The 17342-nt window shown below is 33.4% G+C and carries 22 protein-coding genes; 5 read left to right on the top strand and 17 right to left on the bottom strand.

Translation table 11 applies throughout. The features are described 5' to 3' along the window. Window positions 1–102: 102 nt before the first annotated feature. The 6 genes from QE429_RS03655 to QE429_RS03630 form a co-directional block, all read right to left on the bottom strand. Window positions 103–396, bottom strand: a complete 294-nt coding sequence (locus QE429_RS03655; protein ID WP_307284196.1) for an antibiotic biosynthesis monooxygenase family protein — start codon at window positions 394–396, stop codon at window positions 103–105. A 77-nt stretch (window positions 397–473) separates the two neighbouring features. Further along, entirely contained in the window at window positions 474–758 is a 285-nt protein-coding gene (locus tag QE429_RS03650) for a hypothetical protein (RefSeq protein ID WP_307284194.1), read from the bottom strand. A gap of 404 nt (window positions 759–1162) precedes the next feature. After that, window positions 1163–1660 carry a DinB family protein gene (locus tag QE429_RS03645; RefSeq protein WP_307284192.1) on the bottom strand — a complete coding sequence of 166 codons (498 nt, stop codon included), beginning with the start codon at window positions 1658–1660 and terminating at the stop codon, window positions 1163–1165. A 102-nt stretch (window positions 1661–1762) separates the two neighbouring features. After that, window positions 1763–2056, bottom strand: coding sequence for an RNA polymerase alpha subunit C-terminal domain-containing protein (locus QE429_RS03640; RefSeq protein WP_307284190.1), 294 nt, complete (start codon window positions 2054–2056; stop codon window positions 1763–1765). Window positions 2057–2111: 55 nt separating this feature from the next. Then, a complete protein-coding gene (locus QE429_RS03635; protein WP_307284188.1) occupies window positions 2112–2573 on the bottom strand; it encodes a GNAT family N-acetyltransferase in 462 nt (153 codons plus the stop codon). 114 nt (window positions 2574–2687) lie between these two features. Next, on the bottom strand, window positions 2688–3686 hold the full coding sequence (locus tag QE429_RS03630; RefSeq protein WP_307284186.1) for a zinc-binding metallopeptidase family protein: 999 nt from the start codon (window positions 3684–3686) through the stop codon (window positions 2688–2690). A 219-nt stretch (window positions 3687–3905) separates the two neighbouring features. Here QE429_RS03630 and QE429_RS03625 point away from each other — a divergent pair, with 219 nt between their 5' ends. Both QE429_RS03625 and QE429_RS03620 read left to right on the top strand, forming a co-directional pair. Further along, window positions 3906–4004, top strand: a complete 99-nt coding sequence (locus QE429_RS03625) for a YjcZ family sporulation protein (RefSeq protein WP_307284183.1) — start codon at window positions 3906–3908, stop codon at window positions 4002–4004. A gap of 109 nt (window positions 4005–4113) precedes the next feature. Then, window positions 4114–4356: a hydrolase gene (locus tag QE429_RS03620; protein WP_307290719.1), complete on the top strand. Its 243-nt coding sequence runs from the start codon at window positions 4114–4116 to the stop codon at window positions 4354–4356. A gap of 74 nt (window positions 4357–4430) precedes the next feature. Here the strand turns inward: QE429_RS03620 and QE429_RS03615 are convergent, their stop codons facing one another. Continuing rightward, entirely contained in the window at window positions 4431–4913 is a 483-nt protein-coding gene (locus QE429_RS03615) for a DUF6584 family protein (protein ID WP_307284180.1), read from the bottom strand. A 361-nt stretch (window positions 4914–5274) separates the two neighbouring features. On the opposite strand from QE429_RS03615, the gene QE429_RS03610 reads away from it, so the two are divergent. Genes QE429_RS03610 through QE429_RS03600 form a run of 3 tightly spaced genes read left to right on the top strand, consistent with a single transcriptional unit; the run spans window position 5275 to window position 8380 of the window. Further along, window positions 5275–6147, top strand: coding sequence for an ABC transporter ATP-binding protein (locus tag QE429_RS03610; protein WP_307284178.1), 873 nt, complete (start codon window positions 5275–5277; stop codon window positions 6145–6147). Between the two features lie 3 nt (window positions 6148–6150). Further along, window positions 6151–7686 carry a hypothetical protein gene (locus tag QE429_RS03605; RefSeq protein ID WP_307284175.1) on the top strand — a complete coding sequence of 512 codons (1536 nt, stop codon included), beginning with the start codon at window positions 6151–6153 and terminating at the stop codon, window positions 7684–7686. 19 nt (window positions 7687–7705) lie between these two features. Beyond that, window positions 7706–8380 carry a DUF4097 family beta strand repeat-containing protein gene (locus QE429_RS03600; protein WP_307284172.1) on the top strand — a complete coding sequence of 225 codons (675 nt, stop codon included), beginning with the start codon at window positions 7706–7708 and terminating at the stop codon, window positions 8378–8380. A gap of 12 nt (window positions 8381–8392) precedes the next feature. Here the strand turns inward: QE429_RS03600 and QE429_RS03595 are convergent, their stop codons facing one another. The 10 genes from QE429_RS03595 to QE429_RS03550 all read right to left on the bottom strand — a co-directional run bounded on the left by QE429_RS03595 (window position 8393) and on the right by QE429_RS03550 (window position 17138). Next, window positions 8393–9499 (bottom strand): sensor histidine kinase, encoded by a 1107-nt coding sequence (locus QE429_RS03595; RefSeq protein WP_307284170.1) that lies wholly within the window; start codon window positions 9497–9499, stop codon window positions 8393–8395. After that, complete coding sequence (locus QE429_RS03590) at window positions 9496–10221, bottom strand: response regulator transcription factor (protein ID WP_307284168.1); 726 nt, start codon at window positions 10219–10221, stop codon at window positions 9496–9498. Before QE429_RS03590 ends, QE429_RS03595 begins: the two co-directional genes overlap by 4 nt. Before the next feature lie 173 nt (window positions 10222–10394). Continuing rightward, entirely contained in the window at window positions 10395–11279 is an 885-nt protein-coding gene (locus tag QE429_RS03585; RefSeq protein WP_307284165.1) for an EamA family transporter, read from the bottom strand. Window positions 11280–11613: 334 nt separating this feature from the next. After that, on the bottom strand, window positions 11614–12159 hold the full coding sequence (locus QE429_RS03580; protein WP_307284164.1) for a carbon monoxide dehydrogenase: 546 nt from the start codon (window positions 12157–12159) through the stop codon (window positions 11614–11616). A 154-nt stretch (window positions 12160–12313) separates the two neighbouring features. Further along, window positions 12314–12877 (bottom strand): GNAT family N-acetyltransferase, encoded by a 564-nt coding sequence (locus QE429_RS03575; protein WP_307284162.1) that lies wholly within the window; start codon window positions 12875–12877, stop codon window positions 12314–12316. Window positions 12878–13024: 147 nt separating this feature from the next. Beyond that, on the bottom strand, window positions 13025–13279 hold the full coding sequence (locus QE429_RS03570) for an outer surface protein (RefSeq protein WP_307284160.1): 255 nt from the start codon (window positions 13277–13279) through the stop codon (window positions 13025–13027). Between the two features lie 207 nt (window positions 13280–13486). Next, the gene (locus tag QE429_RS03565) at window positions 13487–13972 is read right to left on the bottom strand and encodes a GyrI-like domain-containing protein (protein ID WP_307284158.1); all 486 of its coding nucleotides are present in this window, start codon (window positions 13970–13972) and stop codon (window positions 13487–13489) included. Between the two features lie 171 nt (window positions 13973–14143). Further along, complete coding sequence (locus QE429_RS03560; protein WP_307284155.1) at window positions 14144–15067, bottom strand: DNA/RNA non-specific endonuclease; 924 nt, start codon at window positions 15065–15067, stop codon at window positions 14144–14146. Between the two features lie 317 nt (window positions 15068–15384). Then, window positions 15385–16155 (bottom strand): SDR family oxidoreductase, encoded by a 771-nt coding sequence (locus QE429_RS03555; RefSeq protein ID WP_307290718.1) that lies wholly within the window; start codon window positions 16153–16155, stop codon window positions 15385–15387. 170 nt (window positions 16156–16325) lie between these two features. After that, on the bottom strand, window positions 16326–17138 hold the full coding sequence (locus QE429_RS03550) for a hypothetical protein (protein ID WP_307284152.1): 813 nt from the start codon (window positions 17136–17138) through the stop codon (window positions 16326–16328). Between the last annotated feature and the right edge of the window lie 204 nt (window positions 17139–17342).

Raw genomic sequence — 17342 nt, 5'->3', positions numbered from 1 at the left:
GTATTTCTTCTTCAACTATCATGCTCCGATACTACAATAAGAAAAGCCGCCGAAATGGCAGCTCGGATCTTAAGCTCTTGAACCCTTTATTTACATAACCTATTAAAATAGAACATTCTCAAAGTGTTCAACTATTGGGAACGGGTCATAGAAATGGTGTAATTGCTTTTTCCATTCTTGATACTCTTTCGATTGTCTAAATCCAACTGTATGGTCATCTAATGTCTCCCACTTCACCAACAATAAATATTTCCCCTTAACTTCCATACATCGTTGTAATTCGTGAGATATGTAGCCGCTCATTGATGAAATGATTTTTGATGCCTCTCGAAATGCTACCTCATATTCCCCTTCCATGCCCTGCTTAACTTGTAACATTACAGCTTCTAAAATCATTTATTTTCCCCCTTTAGCAGGAAACCACGGGGACGGCTTTGAAAAAAACCACCAGAACCGTCCCCATGGTTTTTTTTTTACATTTTACTAGATATTTCTTCCTTCATATTTAGAAACTTAAGAGAGAATAGGATAACTCCCATCAGACCTAGCCCAAATATAATACCTCCTGCTACTAAAAAGTTATTTATATAGCCTTTAAGGATGATCTGATAAATAGTTGTATCTGCCCCACCATTATTCATTAGCCAAGACTCGGCAGAAGATGTTCCAAAACTAACACTAGAAAAGATCATGACAAGCCCACATATAACTAATAGAAAACCCACAATAATTAAACTGATTATTTTTTCCTTTGACATTATACCCCTCCCTACTATAATACAAATTTACCATAAAATACTAATTATAATATACAACTAATTATTTTTGCTAAGGCTCTGTTAAGACTAAATGCTGATTCACTATGTTTGAAAAATAAACGGAATAATTCCGGTTTAAATTGGGAAATACTCAATTTCCCATTAAAATAAGGGAAGTTTTTCAGCTTATATTATCTAAACCTATTGGATTTCGTCTTATTTTGAGCAGTTAACCGGAATTTTTCCGCCTATGTATCCGCAAACCTACACGAAAATCATCAATGAATACTATCAGCCCCCAAGCATTTCTGAAAACTTAAGCACAATAAAAAAGCACTGCAAACAGGTTCATTTATAAGCCTGTTCGCAGTGTTTTTTCACTTAAATTCTGCATCAACATTTCATTAAGACCAATCAACGCCGCTCCAAGAGGATTGCAACTTTCTGAGCAGAACAATTTGGCCGACATGATATGTATCGTGCATCATGATATTGCTAAGTAAACGCTCAATAGAGTAACGGTTAGGTGCATACGGAGCTGTTAACTTTTCATCGTCAAGGTCCGCAATGACCGTTTTTAAATTATTCATGACTTCCTGAAGGTGCTGCACTGTTTGGGCCCAGCCAATTTCGTCTTCAGGATCCCCTGAATTTCCAAAGGTTTCTTCATTGCTTTCTGCTTTATGCGGATTCTCTGTGCCCATAATTCGATGGATCACGTCTTCATTCCAAAATATCAAGTGATTGACAATCTGCCAAATTGAATTGCTGTTACCCGAACTTGTCCATGCTGCCTCAGCTGCGGTGACTCCCTGAAGCGCTTGATCCATGGACGCAAACCACTCATTCTCATAGCAATGCATGTCGAGTTGTTCTAAAAACATTTTGGCTACAACTTGCATAAAACCACTCTCCTCACTGTTAATCTTTCAAAGTAAAAACAATGGACAACCAATATGTAATTACTACTTTATTCTATGATTACTTATTGAAATGATAGAACACTAGTTTTTAAAAGATAACCCTCTTTCCTTCAAAGCAACCCTAAGTTTTGGTAAAGAGGCTGGACCCATTCCGTGAAATTTCAAAATCTCTTTTTCACTATAGGAAGATAACTCCTTTAAAGAAGTGACACCATTGTTCTCCAAGGCTCGTCTTGCTGGTGCCGAAAGCAATGAAAGAAATCCATTCTCAGGCTTGCGTTCCTGCTCACAAATAGGACAGGTTGGACATCCGCTACTTTTATAATATTTATGCCCTTTGTTACAAGTCCTTAAATTTTTATTGGAAGTTGTCATTTAAAACGCCTCCTTGCTTTATTGGGAAAAACACCCGACAGTTTCATAAAAATCATTATAACTTCAGCTTTAACCCTTCATGCGTAGCTTTAAAACCTAACTTTTCATAAAAACGTAAAGCATCTGGTCTTTTTTTATCCGTTGTTAGTTGTACTAAATGACACCCACGTTCTTCCGCCCGTTGAATGGCCCATTGTATGAGTTTAGTTCCCACACCCTTACCTCTTACAGAAGTGGATGTTCTCACTCCTTCAATAGTAGCTCTCCACCCACCTTGATGTGTTAAATAAGGAGTAAAAGTAATTTGTTGTACCCCAATCACTTCCTGGCCGTCACAAGCCACTATTAACTCGTTATTAGGGTCAGCGGTAATAGCCTCGAATGCTTTTATGTAACTAGTAGGAAGTGGAAGTTCATACCGCTCGCGTTTACTCCCTAAAACATCATCAGCAAGCATGGCAACAATCGCATCTAAATCTTTTTCAGTAGCCATCCTAAACCTTATTTCTGTCTCCATTAAAATACCCCCTATAATTAGTGAACCTCTAATTATTTTCTATGCTAACTGAATTCCCACTATAAATGAATAACTTGCCCCGCTTTAAGTACAGTTCTTCACAAAATAACTCGTTTAACGACCCTTCTCGAATATTTCTTTTTTGTTCTCCATTATTCTAGAAAGTTTCATTTTGACACGAGGAACATCATCCTTTTGAAAATAGTCATTTAATACTTGATCAACCTCACTTTTGTCTGTTTCAAGTATCTTAGGAGAAAACTGCTCAACATAAATGTCACCATAACCTTTAACACAGTTCGCCATTGTATCCAGGGCAATTAAACTTAAAGGTCTTCCTTTGTTTAGCCAAGATTTCATCCTTTCCCAAGTTGGAAAGCATACGGCTGCCAACCTTCCCCAATTATCGTTAAAAATTGTGCAAGTTGACTCAATCCAATCAAGTATTTTGCCCGACCGGAAACGGTATAGGCAGGTAAAAGCCGTTATTGGCAATTCCTTTTCACTAACCAATTTTAATTTCCCAAATATATTATTTAATCCTTCTTCGACTGGCAAACTACTAGCTGTTGCCCAAGAAATTGGGTATAGCAAATCCTCGTCATAATTCTTCCAAAGTTCTCTTACCCATTCCGAAGCTGAGCTGCCTAAAACATCAGCTACAATTTCCAACAGTCTTGATTTAATTTCGTAGTTTTCTGTTTCATAGAATCTGGTTCTTACCGAACTTAAAGTCATTAGGTTATCGTGTTTACTGAGGACTTTTATCACATCATCTTCAAGAAACCACCTGGTTAAAGAAAAGTCCAATAAAGATTCCAAATCATTTCGAACATTTTTTAAAGTTGGTGCTTTGTCTTTTTTAGTTACAATAACATCTTCTTCTGGTTGACATGCCTCTCCGTCTTCATCGTAAAAATCATCGTGTAATAAAAATTTTTTAGGAGAATGGACAACTGCCAGATTGTACCATTCGATAGGCCGTAATGAATATTTTAATAGCCTTTCGTAACATTGACTGCATACTTTATAAGGCTGATCGGGGTCCTCGGACGGTTCTACCACATTTATTTCATTTATTTTACAGGCTTCACACAAATCAGTAATTTTCATTAAAAATCACACCTCATATTTTTAGATCCTAAACTATCGCTTAATATTAATCTTATCAATTTCATTAACCTGCTTCGTGAGCTTAAGTACATTTCTTCACATTATGACCCAAGCATGCAATAAGATGCAGTTTTTTGATACAATTCCATACTTGTCCATTTCATGAAAAAACAATCAAACATAGCATGTACTACCTCTAATAAAAGGTGGTGATTCATTATGAGTAATTATGGTGGCGGTAGTTCTTTTGTATTAATCGTTGTCCTATTCATCCTATTAATAATTGTCGGTGCATCATTTATGGGTGGAGGATACTAACTTCTCCTCTCTAAAAATAATCTAAAGGAGTGATACAAAAATGAAACATGATAAACATCATAAACATGGAAAAAATAAAAAACACAATAAGCACCAAAGTAAAAGTTGTATGGAGGATAGCAATAAATCAAATCGATGCAATGGGTGCGCTTGTGATCAACTAAGAAGATTACAAACAGGTACAGAAGTAGATGTGTTCCTTTCAGGTGGAACTGTACTTGAAGATGTAGTTTTTGTAAGCTTTGATAATAATAATTGTTGTGCGTTCTTTAATGATAATGAGACTGAACCAGGATCAGTTCTTATAGTAGATTGCCAGTCCATCCAGACAATTAGAATCGAAGCTTGTTAACAGATATGGAGAGGGATTTTAGATTGTTTAAAACCCTCTCTTTTACTTTTAGTTTGAATGTGTCGCTATTTAAATCAAAAGATCCATTTGAAGAATGTGTAAACTCCAATTAATGTAAAGATAATTATTAATACTATTATTGATAAACAACCATATGAAACTAATTTATCTACCAATGAATCCTCGGGTTCTTCTGTTAATTTTTCTTTCACTTTTTTTTGTATAGAGGTAATCGCATGGTCTAATTCTAATCTTTTTATGATATCTATATTACCTTTATACTTTAATGCCCTGACTATTCTATTCGGATCATTTCCCATAGATTTTTCAAAATCATTACACGCTTTTACCATTTCTGGTGTTTTGTTTTCTTCTAGATACCAGAATCGACCAGCCATAGAAGGATATTTTAATTCAAAATAAATGTCTCCTAATCTTTTACGGAGTTCTAATTCATCAGGATAGGTTGATATTAACCCGTGTAGTCTATCCCTCGCTTTCCCTAAATCGTTATTTTTAATGTCTTCTTCTATCTTTATTAGCGTCTTTACAGGCAACTTTTCTATAAAAACACCTCATTTCACTTTATTCTTCTGCATCTTTATTTCTCGATAGTTCAAATTTATTCCTTCTTTCACTAATCTGCCCCTATAGCTCAATAACAAAAAAAGGATTGCCGCAGCAACCCTCGTTCTCCACCATTGCACCCGGTAGTTGAATAAGGAATTATTTTATTCTTTGACTTACCTTTCTATCTTTTGGGTTAATTTATTAAAACATAGGATTAGGATAACAGCCAACTTTGGCTGTTTTTTTATTTTTTTATGAATAGTAAATATTTTTTCTACATTTTGTCCCCGGTTTACTTTGTTTTTACTTTTCATGTTTATGATGTTGGTAAGAACAGGAGGGAACAAAATGGCATTACAAATAAAAAATATTTCAAAACAATTCTCAAATAAAATTGCAGTCAGAGATTTAACAATTGATCTATCTCCAGGAATTTATGGCCTTTTAGGTCCAAACGGGGCTGGTAAATCTACTTTTTTTAAAATGCTATCAACCATCGAAAGACCTTCAAAAGGAGAAATATTTTGGAAAGGTAAAAATATTGTGAAAAACCCTGACACACTTAGAAAAGAACTTGGCTATTTACCGCAAGATTTTGGTGTGTATCCGAATATGAATGCACTTGAATTTTTAGACTATATGGCTGCTTTAAAAAGACTTCCTAAAAATTTGGCTCGAAAAAGAATTGACGAACTCTTAGAGGCTTTACATCTTTCCCCATATAGAAAGCGTTTATTAGGAACGTATTCAGGAGGGATGAAACAACGAGTAGGTATTGCGCAAGCGCTATTAAATGATCCTGAACTACTTATTGTAGATGAACCAACTGTAGGTCTAGACCCTGAGGAAAGAATGAGATTTCAAAATCTATTATCTACGCTCTCTTCAAAGTCAGTTATTATTCTATCTACTCATATTGTTAGTGATGTAGAAGCCATTGCTTCTAACATTCTCATAATGAATCATGGCGAATTACTTATTCAAGCTAATCCACAAAAGTTAATTACAGCAGTTAACGGTAAAACTTGGGAAGTTATTCTTTCATCTCCAGAAGAAATTCTACAGCTAAAGGAAAAGTTTTTAATAAGTCGTATTTTCCATCAACAAAATGGCATTCATGTCAGAATTATTTGCGATACATCACCCCATCAAAAAGCACAACCAAAATCTGCCTCTTTAGAAGATGCTTATTTATATAAAATTCATTCTAAAGGAGTGTAACAAATGGCTAATTATATTCAAATTATACGACTGAATGTAACAAGGCATATACGTAGTTCATCTTTCTTGCTTGTGATTGCTTTATCTATTTTTTTTAGTTATTTATGCGTTCCATCTGCTAAAGCAGGATATGAGGTATTTTATATTGGAGGCGTAAGAGGTATTTATAATTCTGCGTGGCTTGGTGGAATGGTCGCCATGCTGTCAGTCCTACTTCTATGGTTATTTGGTTTTTTTATGCTTAGAAACAAATTTTCGGAAGATAAACAAATAAAAGTTACTCATTTGATTCATACTACACAATTTAAAAAGTTAAAATATTTATTTAGCCATTTCGTTGCTAATTTTTTCGTATTAAATATAATTGCGATTACCCTAATCATTAGTTTTATTATTATGCAAGAAGTTAGGGGTGAAGATCGGTTCATCCATTTAGCAGACTATATAGTACCTTATCTATTAGTCGTACTGCCATCAATTAGTTTCTTATCCTCTCTAACTATTCTTTTTGACGTAGTCGCTTTCTTAAAAGGTACGTTTGGTAATATTATGTATTTCTTCATTTGGATTTTGTTAAGTGTAATAACTGTGTCAAATCCAAACCATTTATGGGATTTTTTTGGCATGCATCTAATTATGAATGATATGGCAACAGTAGCGGCATCAAAATATCATTTTATTGAAGTTTCTAAGGCAGGTAGTTTTGGTTATTATCCGATTGAAGCAGCTATCCAAACTTTTAATTGGCCTGGTATAACAATTGAAGAAAACATAGTTATTACGAGAGTAATCTGGATTATTCTCTCACTTATAATTATATTCGCATCTTCAAGCATTTTCAGGCCATTTTCAAAATCAAGAAAAACAATTGTCCCTAATGAGCCTATTAAGGAGAACATACCTCAAACGAAATTGTTTGATAAAAGTGTTGTTTTAACACCCTTATCCTCTAAAAGACGTGGACAACTGTTTAAGTTAATAAAAGCTGAACTACTAATTATGCTTAAAGGATTTTCGGCTTGGTGGTATTTAATCTTAATAGCTGGGGCTTTAGTTCCTATCTTAACTTCATTTGAACTTACTAAGATATGGTTGCCATTGTTAATGATTTTACCACTTCCGATTTGGTCTCAAATGGAGACTAGAGAAAAAGAATATTCTATTGATGCATTTATAAAATCAAGTTGTTCACAGTTAACAAAATGGTTTTCAGTATGGATAGCAGCATTTATTGTTTCATCAATCATTTCAAGTGGAGCACTTATTACATTTATGCGATTTGGTCAAATTAAATTATTAATCTATTGGATCATTGGCTTAGCATTCATGTGCTCGTTAGGCCTTACGCTCGGTAATTTCAGTAAAACAAGGAGACTGTTTGAAATCATCTATCTAATTCTTTGGTATCTAGGTCCTATTAATTCCATTCCATATTTTGATTTCTTAGGATTGTCTAATGGGTATCCTCTATTTTATTTAGGGTGTTCGATCGTTCTATTGATACTACTTTTCATACGAAATAAGCGTTCAATAATATAATACAGGGGAGTTAAAAAATATGAGAAAACTAAACATGGCGATTGCCTTATTATTTACTTTAGTTGGGTGTTCTTCTATTAATAATAATAATAATAATAATAAAGAGGAAGTAAAAAAGTTTTTACCTAATGAAATTAAAAATGTAGCCATCCATTCAAGTGGAGATAATATACAAGTAAAGGGAACAAATGAATCAGAAATTAAAGTAGAAATAAATAAAAAAAATAAATTAGAAACAAAAAAGAAGGGTAAAACACTTACCATTTCTGTAAAAGAAGGCTCTTATATCAACTTTAAAACTGCTACACTTACTGTCTATATTCCTGAGGAAAAACTGGAACATTTAGCTATTCATTCCCAATCAGGAAAAATATCTGGTAATATCTCTAATGCAGAAAACGTAACCATAGATAGTGACTCCAGTGATATTTCATTAAAATCATTCGGAGGAGACAATTTAAGAAAAAGCTCGATTAAAACATTGTCTGGATCTATAAACGTTCAATTAGCTAAATCTGAAAATGGGTATGATATAGATGCTAATACAACTTCCGGAAAGATTACAACAAATATAAATATGTACGAAACAGAAAAATCATCTAAAAACTTACATGGCTATACAGGAGCTGACGGCGGAGATAAGTCATTTATAAAACTCGAATCGGCAAGCGGAGAAATTGAACTAACTGAATAATACTTAAAGAGGCTATATCACCTGAATAGCCTCTTTATTATTAAAAGGAAGCACTACACGTACTATTGTCCCTTCATCAATTTGAGATTTTACAGAAATTGTACCTTGATGGGCTGTTAATAATTTTTGAGCAATTGTCATGCCCAAACCTGTGCCAATTGGTGAAGCAGTTGTTGCTGTTCCGCGAAAATATTTTTGAAACAAATTCTGTACAGTATACTCGTCCATCCCTTTACCTTTATCACAAATATCAATCTCTATCGAATCTCTAACTTGCAATAGAATAATAATTTCACACGGGGGGTTATGGATAACAGCATTCATAATTAAATTTAAAAGTGCTCGGCGTAATAACTTTTCGTCAAAACTTGCCAAGACTAACTCCATTTCAGAAATAAATTTAATTTGATAATTTTGAGATGAAGGATCATTCGCAATATCTAAAACTAGTGTTCGAAGAAATAAAACTAAATCATGTTCTTTTTTCACTAAAGGAATATCTTGATTACTTAATTTAAAGGATAGATTTAAATCCTCTATAAGCTCTTTCATATGATGTCCCTTTTCTTGTATTTCTTTAACAAATTGGTTTTTTTCTTCCTCACTCCACTCATAGTCGGAAGCAAGAAGCATAGTAGAATATCCTGTAATATAAGTTAGTGGTGTCTTAAAATCATGAGATATACCTGCCAGCCATTCTTTCTTAAATTCATCTAACTCTCTTCGTTCTCTTTCTGTAACTTGTAGATTTTCCGCTAGAGTATCCAAATGAATGATCACATCACTAAATAATCGATAAATCCCTTTTATTTCCCCAGTCTCACCAATAAAACGTTTTGGTTTTTGAAAAGCTTGAAAGTCACCTTCTGAAAGCAGTTTTAAAGATTTAATAATGTAGAAAATTGGTTGACCGACATACCACCCATAAAGACCGCTACCAATTATTAAATTACCAATAATCATAAATAGTGCGATAACATCTGAATATTTACTATTCTCTTTTATACTTAATAGTGGAATGATGTATTCAAAGGTAAACATAAAAATGAAACCCATAACAACTAACCATAAAAGAATACTTAAAATAAAAAAGATAGCTAGCCGAGTATATATTTTCATTTAGTTTCACTTAGATAATGTGGAACAAATATATATCCAAGTCCTCTAATATTTAGTACATACTTTGGATTTTTATAATCTTTTTCAATTTTTTTTCGTAGCTTTGATACATACATCACAACGGTTTTTACATCACCATAAACCTCTTCACCCCATACTTTTTCATACAATTGTTCTGCTGTAAAAATTTGATTTTTATTTTTACAAAAAAAGAGAAGTAATTCAAACTCTTTTGCAGTAAATGATAGAGAATTCCCATTTACCTCTATTCGCCCTTCTTTTTCAAAAAGCGTAAAAGTTTGAAATTTCCAAATCCCATCTGTTTTTGAATCATTTTGAGTTTTACTTAATAATTTTTGGCGTCTTAAATGGGCGTTGATTCTTGCTACAACTTCTAACGGGTTGAATGGTTTTGTAATATAATCGTCTCCCCCAATGCCTAACCCAGTTAAAATATCTAAGTCACTGGATCTTGCTGTTAAAAAGACGATAGGAGCGTTTGTATAATTACGAATTTCTCTACATAATTCATACCCATCTCGATCGGGAAGCATTACATCTAGAAGTATTAAATCAAATTTTATTTCTTTTACTAGTTCAATACTTTCTTTGCCTGTCATTGCCTTGTGAAGTTGATGAAACTGCTCTTTCTTCAATACCAATTCGAGCATATTTAAAATACCAACTTCGTCATCTACTAAGAGTATTTTCTCCGTTCTCATTATAAGTCTCCTTCAACCGTTGCTATTCTTATCAATCCCACTTTAAATTTTACTATAATTATCCATATTAGTGTTTTCTAATGTACAAAACTTGCAAATATAAAAATAGGAGCAAAATTAATTGCTCCCGAGAGTTATTGAACTAACGCACCCTTTAGTTCAAGAGTAATTCTTCAGATCCGGCTTTTTCGTTTTGGAGTTTTACCATTTCCGATTACAATACCACACAATATTAAAATAACACCTAACCATTGGAATATGCTTATATGTTCACCTAAGATAAATGCAGACATGATAACTGCAACTGGAAGCTCTGATGAAGTTAAGATTGTACCAAGTCCTGGTCCGATAAACGGCATTCCAATTGAAAATAATAGAGGTGGTAACACTACCCCAAACAAACCAAGAAAAAATCCATATGGCGCAATCCCAATTAAAACAGGTAGATTAGTTATATAAAATGGTGGAAAGATGACCATGACAACTAATAAACCACCAGTCGAAAGAAGCGCGCTTTTTAATATTGGTGGCGTACCTTTTTCGACTGAACTACTTAAAAAAATAAAAACAGTATAAGACAAAGCTGAAATTATCCCCCAGCTAGCTCCTTGCCATGATGGAAGTTTTCCTCCTTTTAAAACAACACCAGCTGCAAGAAAGGAGCCTATAATTAAAATCAATAGGGAAACAATCTTATCTTTACTAGGCTTGTTCTTATAAAGAATCCACTCCAAAAATGTGCCCATCCAAACAAATTGAAACAATAAAACAATTGCCAGTGATGCCTGGAGAGTTTTCAGAGAATAATAATAAAAAACACCTGTTAAACCTAGCGGTATCCCTGATAAAAGTAACTTAAAAGTTTTAATTATCGTTAACTTTTGCTTCTTTGTTAGTAATACTACAAACCAGATTAGTATGGTTCCAAATAAAAATTGTACTCCTGTAACTTCTGCCGCAGTGAAGCCGACTGAATAAGCAAGCTTCACAAAAGTAGACAATACCCCATAACAGCATCCACCTAAAAATACAAAAAGAACATATTGCCAAGATTTCATCTTTTAGGGCTCCCTTCAGTAAAAATAAAAAAACCACACAATTATCTCTCGACAATTGTGTGGCGAAAATAGACTAATCTCTAGAAAAATCCACTACATAAGAATTTTAGTATTCAAATTTACATTTAAACTAAAATAAATATTAAAATTTGTCAACCCGAACCGTTACTTGAAAAAGTAAATAGCATAATCGCTTTGTTGAACTATCCTGCATCGTTTGTTTAAGTAGAATTCTTCACAAACTCACAAATCGTTAGGTTAATAAGAAAATGGCATTACCTCATTGCTGAAGTAATGCCGCAATCAACCGAATGGTCTTTACTTGTATTCGTTATTAAATTGAGTTAGCAATATCAACTAATATTTCAGGTGTAACTTTATTTGATACCTTTTTGTCAATTCCGAGCATATATTGCCAATTATCCTTTTCGAAAACAAGGAAATTCATAAGTGGAGCATCATCCATATAAATGGCTTTTTGGCCATTTTCAAGTGTATATACTTTTTGATTGCCTCTATCCTTAAAAGTTATTTTATTTTTTAAAGGTCGAATATCAACTTTATAATTATTTTCTCGTGACTTTTCATTCACAAAATGGATTGATAGAAAATCATTTGTGTCATAGTCCTTATCTTCATAAAATCTTCCGAATTGATGGGTGAAAGGAATAGAAGGCTTGATTTTTGGCAATTTTACATCTTGTTCAAAGTGTTTTTCAAATTCCTTAACGGCTTCTTCAGCAGATTTATATCCAACTTGAGTGAACATTTCCTCAAAGGAAGGAGAAGTATCATTTGGACTTGCAAAGGCTATCTCATTAGTTGGTACAAAATAAGCAATACAGAGTATTAAACAAATAAATTTAATTCTTTTATTCAATGTTCTACGCACCCTCTTTATCCTTTTAATAAGTATTCTTCTCCATTTATGAAAGATTATTTATCGTGACTTATGTAAAACCTGCCCCGTTACTTCAACAAAAAAAAATAACCGCCGCAGCGATCAAAATACTTGAGCTCAAGCCCCCGTTAGCTTAATAAAGATAGCCTAAAAAATCTAGATCTCCTTCGCGCCAACCATACTTACCAACTTCTTTAATCATTAATCCCTCAATTACTTCATAACCTACACCCCTTGTAATTTGGCTTTCATGGTCAATTTTTAACCATTTACATTTGTTCGTAACTGACCTGTAACCATTTTTTAAATATAACGTTTCGTTGTCAGCAAATAACAATAAAAAATCAATATTTCTATTGCAACAAAACTGTTCAATTTCTAAAAGTAACATCGAACCTATCCCCTGTGAGCGAGTGTTTTGGGTGACACATAAATCAATTAGACCAAGCACTCTTATAGGATTTCCATTAAGATTCATCACTCTGTAATCTATTCCTACCTGACCTACAAGTTGATTTTTTTGGTTAAAAGCTACAAATCTAAAATGAGGTAATTGTTTAAAATAAATTCTGTTTTTTGGAAAGTCTTCTTGAAAACATTCGCTTAGCAATTCTTGTATATTTGAAGCTAAATCATTACCAATCTCATAATCAAATACCATATCTATTTTCACATTATCTATTCCAATTATCTTCATTAGGGCAGCTCCTGTCTTCTTGAACTAAAGCACCTCGTTGGTTGAGTAAAAGTGTTTAATACTCTGGTCTTTATTGGATACTACTTAAAATTTTCAGACAGATAAATAGCTTTCTCTCCTGGAGGCTGAAAAACAAGCACTTCTCTATTATTTTTTTTCAAATACTTTTAATTCTCCTGCGTGATCATTTTCTTTCCACCCATTTACTCGCAATGTTAACCAATAAAGAAAACCACTAGAAGAGTATTTCAAATCTTTTGGATTATCATCATTTATGTAATTCGCAAAAAACGGAACGGGAAAATCCGGAATCTTTGATTCTTTTCCGAAACTAACATAAAGACAAGTTCCTAATACAAGCGTAAAAAGAAATAGATATATGAATAATCTTATTCTATTCATTGAATTTCTCTCCATATTAATTTTTATCCCCCTTTCAATTCTTTATATAGATTTTTACATACCTAATTTTAACATTTTTTGAAGATTTAGTAGATAAATTTCCCTACTTCTTATTCAGCTATCCTGCCCCATTCGCTCAACAAGAAAAAAGACCGCCGTAGCGATCTTCATCTTTAACTCATGCCCTGTTTGTTTAATAAAAAAACATTATTTTTTTACAATCGGTATATAAATATTAAAATGCGGATCATTCGGATCACGATCAACTGGACAATGTTCATGTTTAATCGGCATATAAGGGTCATAGTAATCTACACCAGCTTCTCTAAATGCGGTATAGTCACTATCAAATAACCATTGATGTAAATCCGTATAAGTCTTTTGAATATCTTCTCCTTTATTATGTGTCGTCTTCACATACGTCCATTCAGGAACCCATATTTCAATCATCCCATCAGGAATTTCCTGCTCCTCACTCACTTCATACACCGCGTAATGTGCGAATCCATTCTCAATTACATGATAAGATAGACCTAATTGAACATTAGGATTCACCTTATTCACTAACTCATCGGCCCGGTCTTCAACTTGTTGAATGACGTTTTTTAAATACGGTACAATTTCAGAGAATGTTCCCTCCCATTTTAATCCCACTGCCCGATAGGCCGGTAACGTTATGATTTCATAACTCAAATTATTCCCTCCATTTCTCCTAAAGCGTCATTAATTCCTTTTTTAACAGTTTTCGCTATCTATGGGGAAATTACCTTCTTCTACTAAACTACTCTGTTCGCACAACAAAAAAAACCCGCCTAATATAGCAGCCTTTCTCCATTTTTGTGTTATAAGTGTATATAGCCTTGTTTACTCACCTACTAGTCCATCACCATCTCGATCGTCCATATATTTATAAAGCCAGTGATCACTCGTTATCGGCATGCTATAACCTGCTGTTTTGGCTTCTTTAATCGTCACTTGTCCATTACCATCTGTATCAACACTAGAAATATCTTCAGTGCCATTCGACTTATTAGAATTAGTTGACTTATTTGAGTTAGTTGATTTACTTTCAGTTAAGCCTAGAGATTTATTTATCTCATCAGGGTTGCCATTATCAAACTCATCTACAATCTTATTCCCTTTTAAAGTGTAAGTGTACTTATAATGAGAAGGAATCTGCGTTTCCGTATTAGGATAGGTGATAATTGCTTCAAAATTAGTAGCCCCACCAGCTTTACGAATGCCATCTTCCATATATGCTTGATCACCATGTCGGTTAAGTGTACTGTCTTGTGGAGTAATATTGTAAGCATTAGATACCCCTCCGAGAGAATCTGCAATGATATGTCCTTCATCTAAATCTGCTCTATCAACACCAGGAACTTTTGCTTCATCTTCATAGTATCTGCCAGATGATGTTACATGTTCGGTCCGATCATCTTGTAGAACGATTTCTTCAGCAATAACACGGACAACTTGCCCGTGTTCATTCGTAAAGGACCAATACTCTCGGTCCCCAAAACCAATGTCAACGACGACGTTAGGTTCTCGATGTCCAGACAAATCTCCACCATCAATTTCAATTAGTTTGTAACCTTTAAACAATTGATCTTTGGATTCAGTTGATGTTTCCTTTACAGTCGTAGTTTTTTCTTTTTCACTATTTTTTGTAGTTACTTCTTGTGAATCAGCTTTCCCATCCGTATTCGATACATCTTCTACGTTAGTACAACCAACGAGTAAGATGGCAGTTAATAGTAAGATAAAATAGTTAATTTTCTTTTTCATTTTAGGACTCCTTATAGTATTTTTTACTGGATAGTCTAGAGATTTATGATTAAAACATAAATTAACATTGTAAACCTATTTATAGTAGTATATTACAATATTAACTTTATTACAGTAGATACTTAGTTCGAAGTATGTAGTGTTACATTCCAATAAAGATTAGTAGAGTCCATTGCAATGAAAAAAGGCACAATTCCCATTCAAGAATTGCGCCCGATTGTTGAAGATTGTTATCGTGAAACCACGGGTACGGTTCTCCCGGCTTATAAATAACAACCTTGATAAAAAACCAGCAGAACCGTCCCCACGGCTCTTCCTCATTCGATCTTATTACTTAGATATTCCCCGAAGGAGATTTTCCCCATTTTTCGAAAAGAATTTGTATTTTTCCCCTCGGAGATAGATTTGTACAGTTTTCCTGGAAAAGAAATACTTAAAACTTTATTTGATTCATTATTTTTTTTGATTTTCAATTCAGCCATTTCTTTTAATGTCATAATATCTGGTCCACCAAAATCTTCCGCTCTTCCTTGTGGATCTTTTTCCACTAAACCTATTAGATGACTGGCAAATTCACTAACATCAACACTTTGAAATTTAAAGTTTCCAGGGACAATATATCTTTTAAAGAGTGGTTTTGATAGAAATAAGTTTTCGACAAAATTGTGGAACTGAGTGGCACGTACAATTGTGTGAGGGATAGAACAATTTTTTAATAACTCTTCTGCTTCATACTTGTGTTTATAATAATTAAATGGTATTTCATCTATCCCAACAATGGACGGATAAATAAAATGTTTTATGTGTTTCATTTTACCTAAAAACTCCTTAAAACCTAAAACCTCGACCGTTTTTGAGTGTTTAATCGGACTTGTTGCTGCGTGTATAACTACATCTACATCTTCTATCGCTGCTTCTAATCCTTCACCAGACGATAAATCGCTATAAACCCAATCGAAATGCTCAAATCCTTCAGGTTTTCTTCTAGAAGTTATTTTAACTTTATAATCAGAATCTTTTAGTTGCTTAAGTAAAGTTGACCCTAGTTGTCCTGTTGAACCAGTAACCAATATCCTCAAAGTAAACACTCCCACTCTAATGAATTTCTCTTTATTGTCATATTCAGAAATTGGGTTATTAATTCAATTAAACTCCTTTTGTTCAATAAGACTTTTACAAAAAAAGGGCGACAATCCTTCTTGGATCATCGCACCCGATAGTTTAAGTACATTTCTTCACAAAGTGTTAAAATGCTCTATTATTTTACTGGTTCTACAAAATTAGGAAAAATTATCTTTAAAGCTTCTCTATTCAATCCATTTTTACCAGTCCACCAACAAACTGGATATGCCCAATCATTTTTATAATAATTGGGCTCTTCCCTTTCAACATATGGAATAAACTTATTAATAAAACCTGGATATTCTTTATTTGATAATATTGAACAATAACCTAATATCTGTAGTAATACTTCCCTTTCTTCTTTATTAGATTTTATAATTTTAGAGAGTGCTTTTTCCAAATCTCTTATTTTTCCTTCTGGAGAGAGCTCATTTACTGCAACTAATATCTTATTCAAGATTACATAATCCTCTGAGGTAGGTACCAGTTTTTCTGAATTTGAGTATTGATTCAAATCAAAGGCTATATATAAAGGGTCTAGGTGACGTATTCCACCCCATTTAAACCTTTCAAAGTTAAGTATATTTAAATCTTGTCTTTCTTTGTTTTTACTATATGAGCCACAATAAATACAATGATTTTCCGTCCCTGTAAATGTGTGTTCTAATAGATGCTTGCCGACTATGTAAGACCCTAAAGCGGAGCGTAGGTCAAGTCTTCTTGTAGATAAACTCGCAATAAATTGTTCAATAATTTCCTTCAAATCTAATATATTCACTAATTCATTAACATTATGGATAATTTCATCGTGGGATAGTTCTATTGGTTCGAACATAATCTTCGCTTCTTTGGCGTATTCTAATTCTGCTTTACTAAGGTGGGTATTTGTCCATCCAGCGGAGGACCAATAACGCTTAAAGAGTATTTTACAGGCTTTCTTATCAACCATATTTAAACCCCTATCTTGTTTGATTAATTAAGTGGACTGTTAGCATTAAAAGACGGTGAAGTTAATTATATCTGTATCAGTATCTATAAACAAAATATAGCTTAAACAAATTGTCTTAAGGTGTATGAAATTGCTTATAAATATAATATTTCAATGCATATTGTTAGGAATCCTTCTTGCACTAAACTGCATCGTTAGTCCAAT

Source organism: Bacillus sp. SORGH_AS_0510, from assembly GCF_030818775.1.
Lineage (GTDB): Bacteria > Bacillota > Bacilli > Bacillales > Cytobacillaceae > Neobacillus.
Note: the sequence above shows the minus strand (reverse complement) of the source record. Positions and strands in the feature narration are given on the sequence as shown.

Coding starts and splice junctions, on each gene's coding strand:
- QE429_RS03655 (WP_307284196.1), bottom strand. CDS start 396: ATGATTTTAGAAGCTGTAATGTTACAAGTTAAGCAGGGCATGGAAGGG.
- QE429_RS03650 (WP_307284194.1), bottom strand. CDS start 758: ATGTCAAAGGAAAAAATAATCAGTTTAATTATTGTGGGTTTTCTATTA.
- QE429_RS03645 (WP_307284192.1), bottom strand. CDS start 1,660: ATGCAAGTTGTAGCCAAAATGTTTTTAGAACAACTCGACATGCATTGC.
- QE429_RS03640 (WP_307284190.1), bottom strand. CDS start 2,056: ATGACAACTTCCAATAAAAATTTAAGGACTTGTAACAAAGGGCATAAA.
- QE429_RS03635 (WP_307284188.1), bottom strand. CDS start 2,573: ATGGAGACAGAAATAAGGTTTAGGATGGCTACTGAAAAAGATTTAGAT.
- QE429_RS03630 (WP_307284186.1), bottom strand. CDS start 3,686: ATGAAAATTACTGATTTGTGTGAAGCCTGTAAAATAAATGAAATAAAT.
- QE429_RS03625 (WP_307284183.1), top strand. CDS start 3,906: ATGAGTAATTATGGTGGCGGTAGTTCTTTTGTATTAATCGTTGTCCTA.
- QE429_RS03620 (WP_307290719.1), top strand. CDS start 4,114: ATGGAGGATAGCAATAAATCAAATCGATGCAATGGGTGCGCTTGTGAT.
- QE429_RS03610 (WP_307284178.1), top strand. CDS start 5,275: ATGGCATTACAAATAAAAAATATTTCAAAACAATTCTCAAATAAAATT.
- QE429_RS03605 (WP_307284175.1), top strand. CDS start 6,151: ATGGCTAATTATATTCAAATTATACGACTGAATGTAACAAGGCATATA.
- QE429_RS03600 (WP_307284172.1), top strand. CDS start 7,706: ATGAGAAAACTAAACATGGCGATTGCCTTATTATTTACTTTAGTTGGG.
- QE429_RS03595 (WP_307284170.1), bottom strand. CDS start 9,499: ATGAAAATATATACTCGGCTAGCTATCTTTTTTATTTTAAGTATTCTT.
- QE429_RS03590 (WP_307284168.1), bottom strand. CDS start 10,221: ATGAGAACGGAGAAAATACTCTTAGTAGATGACGAAGTTGGTATTTTA.
- QE429_RS03585 (WP_307284165.1), bottom strand. CDS start 11,279: ATGAAATCTTGGCAATATGTTCTTTTTGTATTTTTAGGTGGATGCTGT.
- QE429_RS03575 (WP_307284162.1), bottom strand. CDS start 12,877: ATGAAGATAATTGGAATAGATAATGTGAAAATAGATATGGTATTTGAT.
- QE429_RS03570 (WP_307284160.1), bottom strand. CDS start 13,279: ATGAATAGAATAAGATTATTCATATATCTATTTCTTTTTACGCTTGTA.
- QE429_RS03560 (WP_307284155.1), bottom strand. CDS start 15,067: ATGAAAAAGAAAATTAACTATTTTATCTTACTATTAACTGCCATCTTA.
- QE429_RS03550 (WP_307284152.1), bottom strand. CDS start 17,138: ATGGTTGATAAGAAAGCCTGTAAAATACTCTTTAAGCGTTATTGGTCC.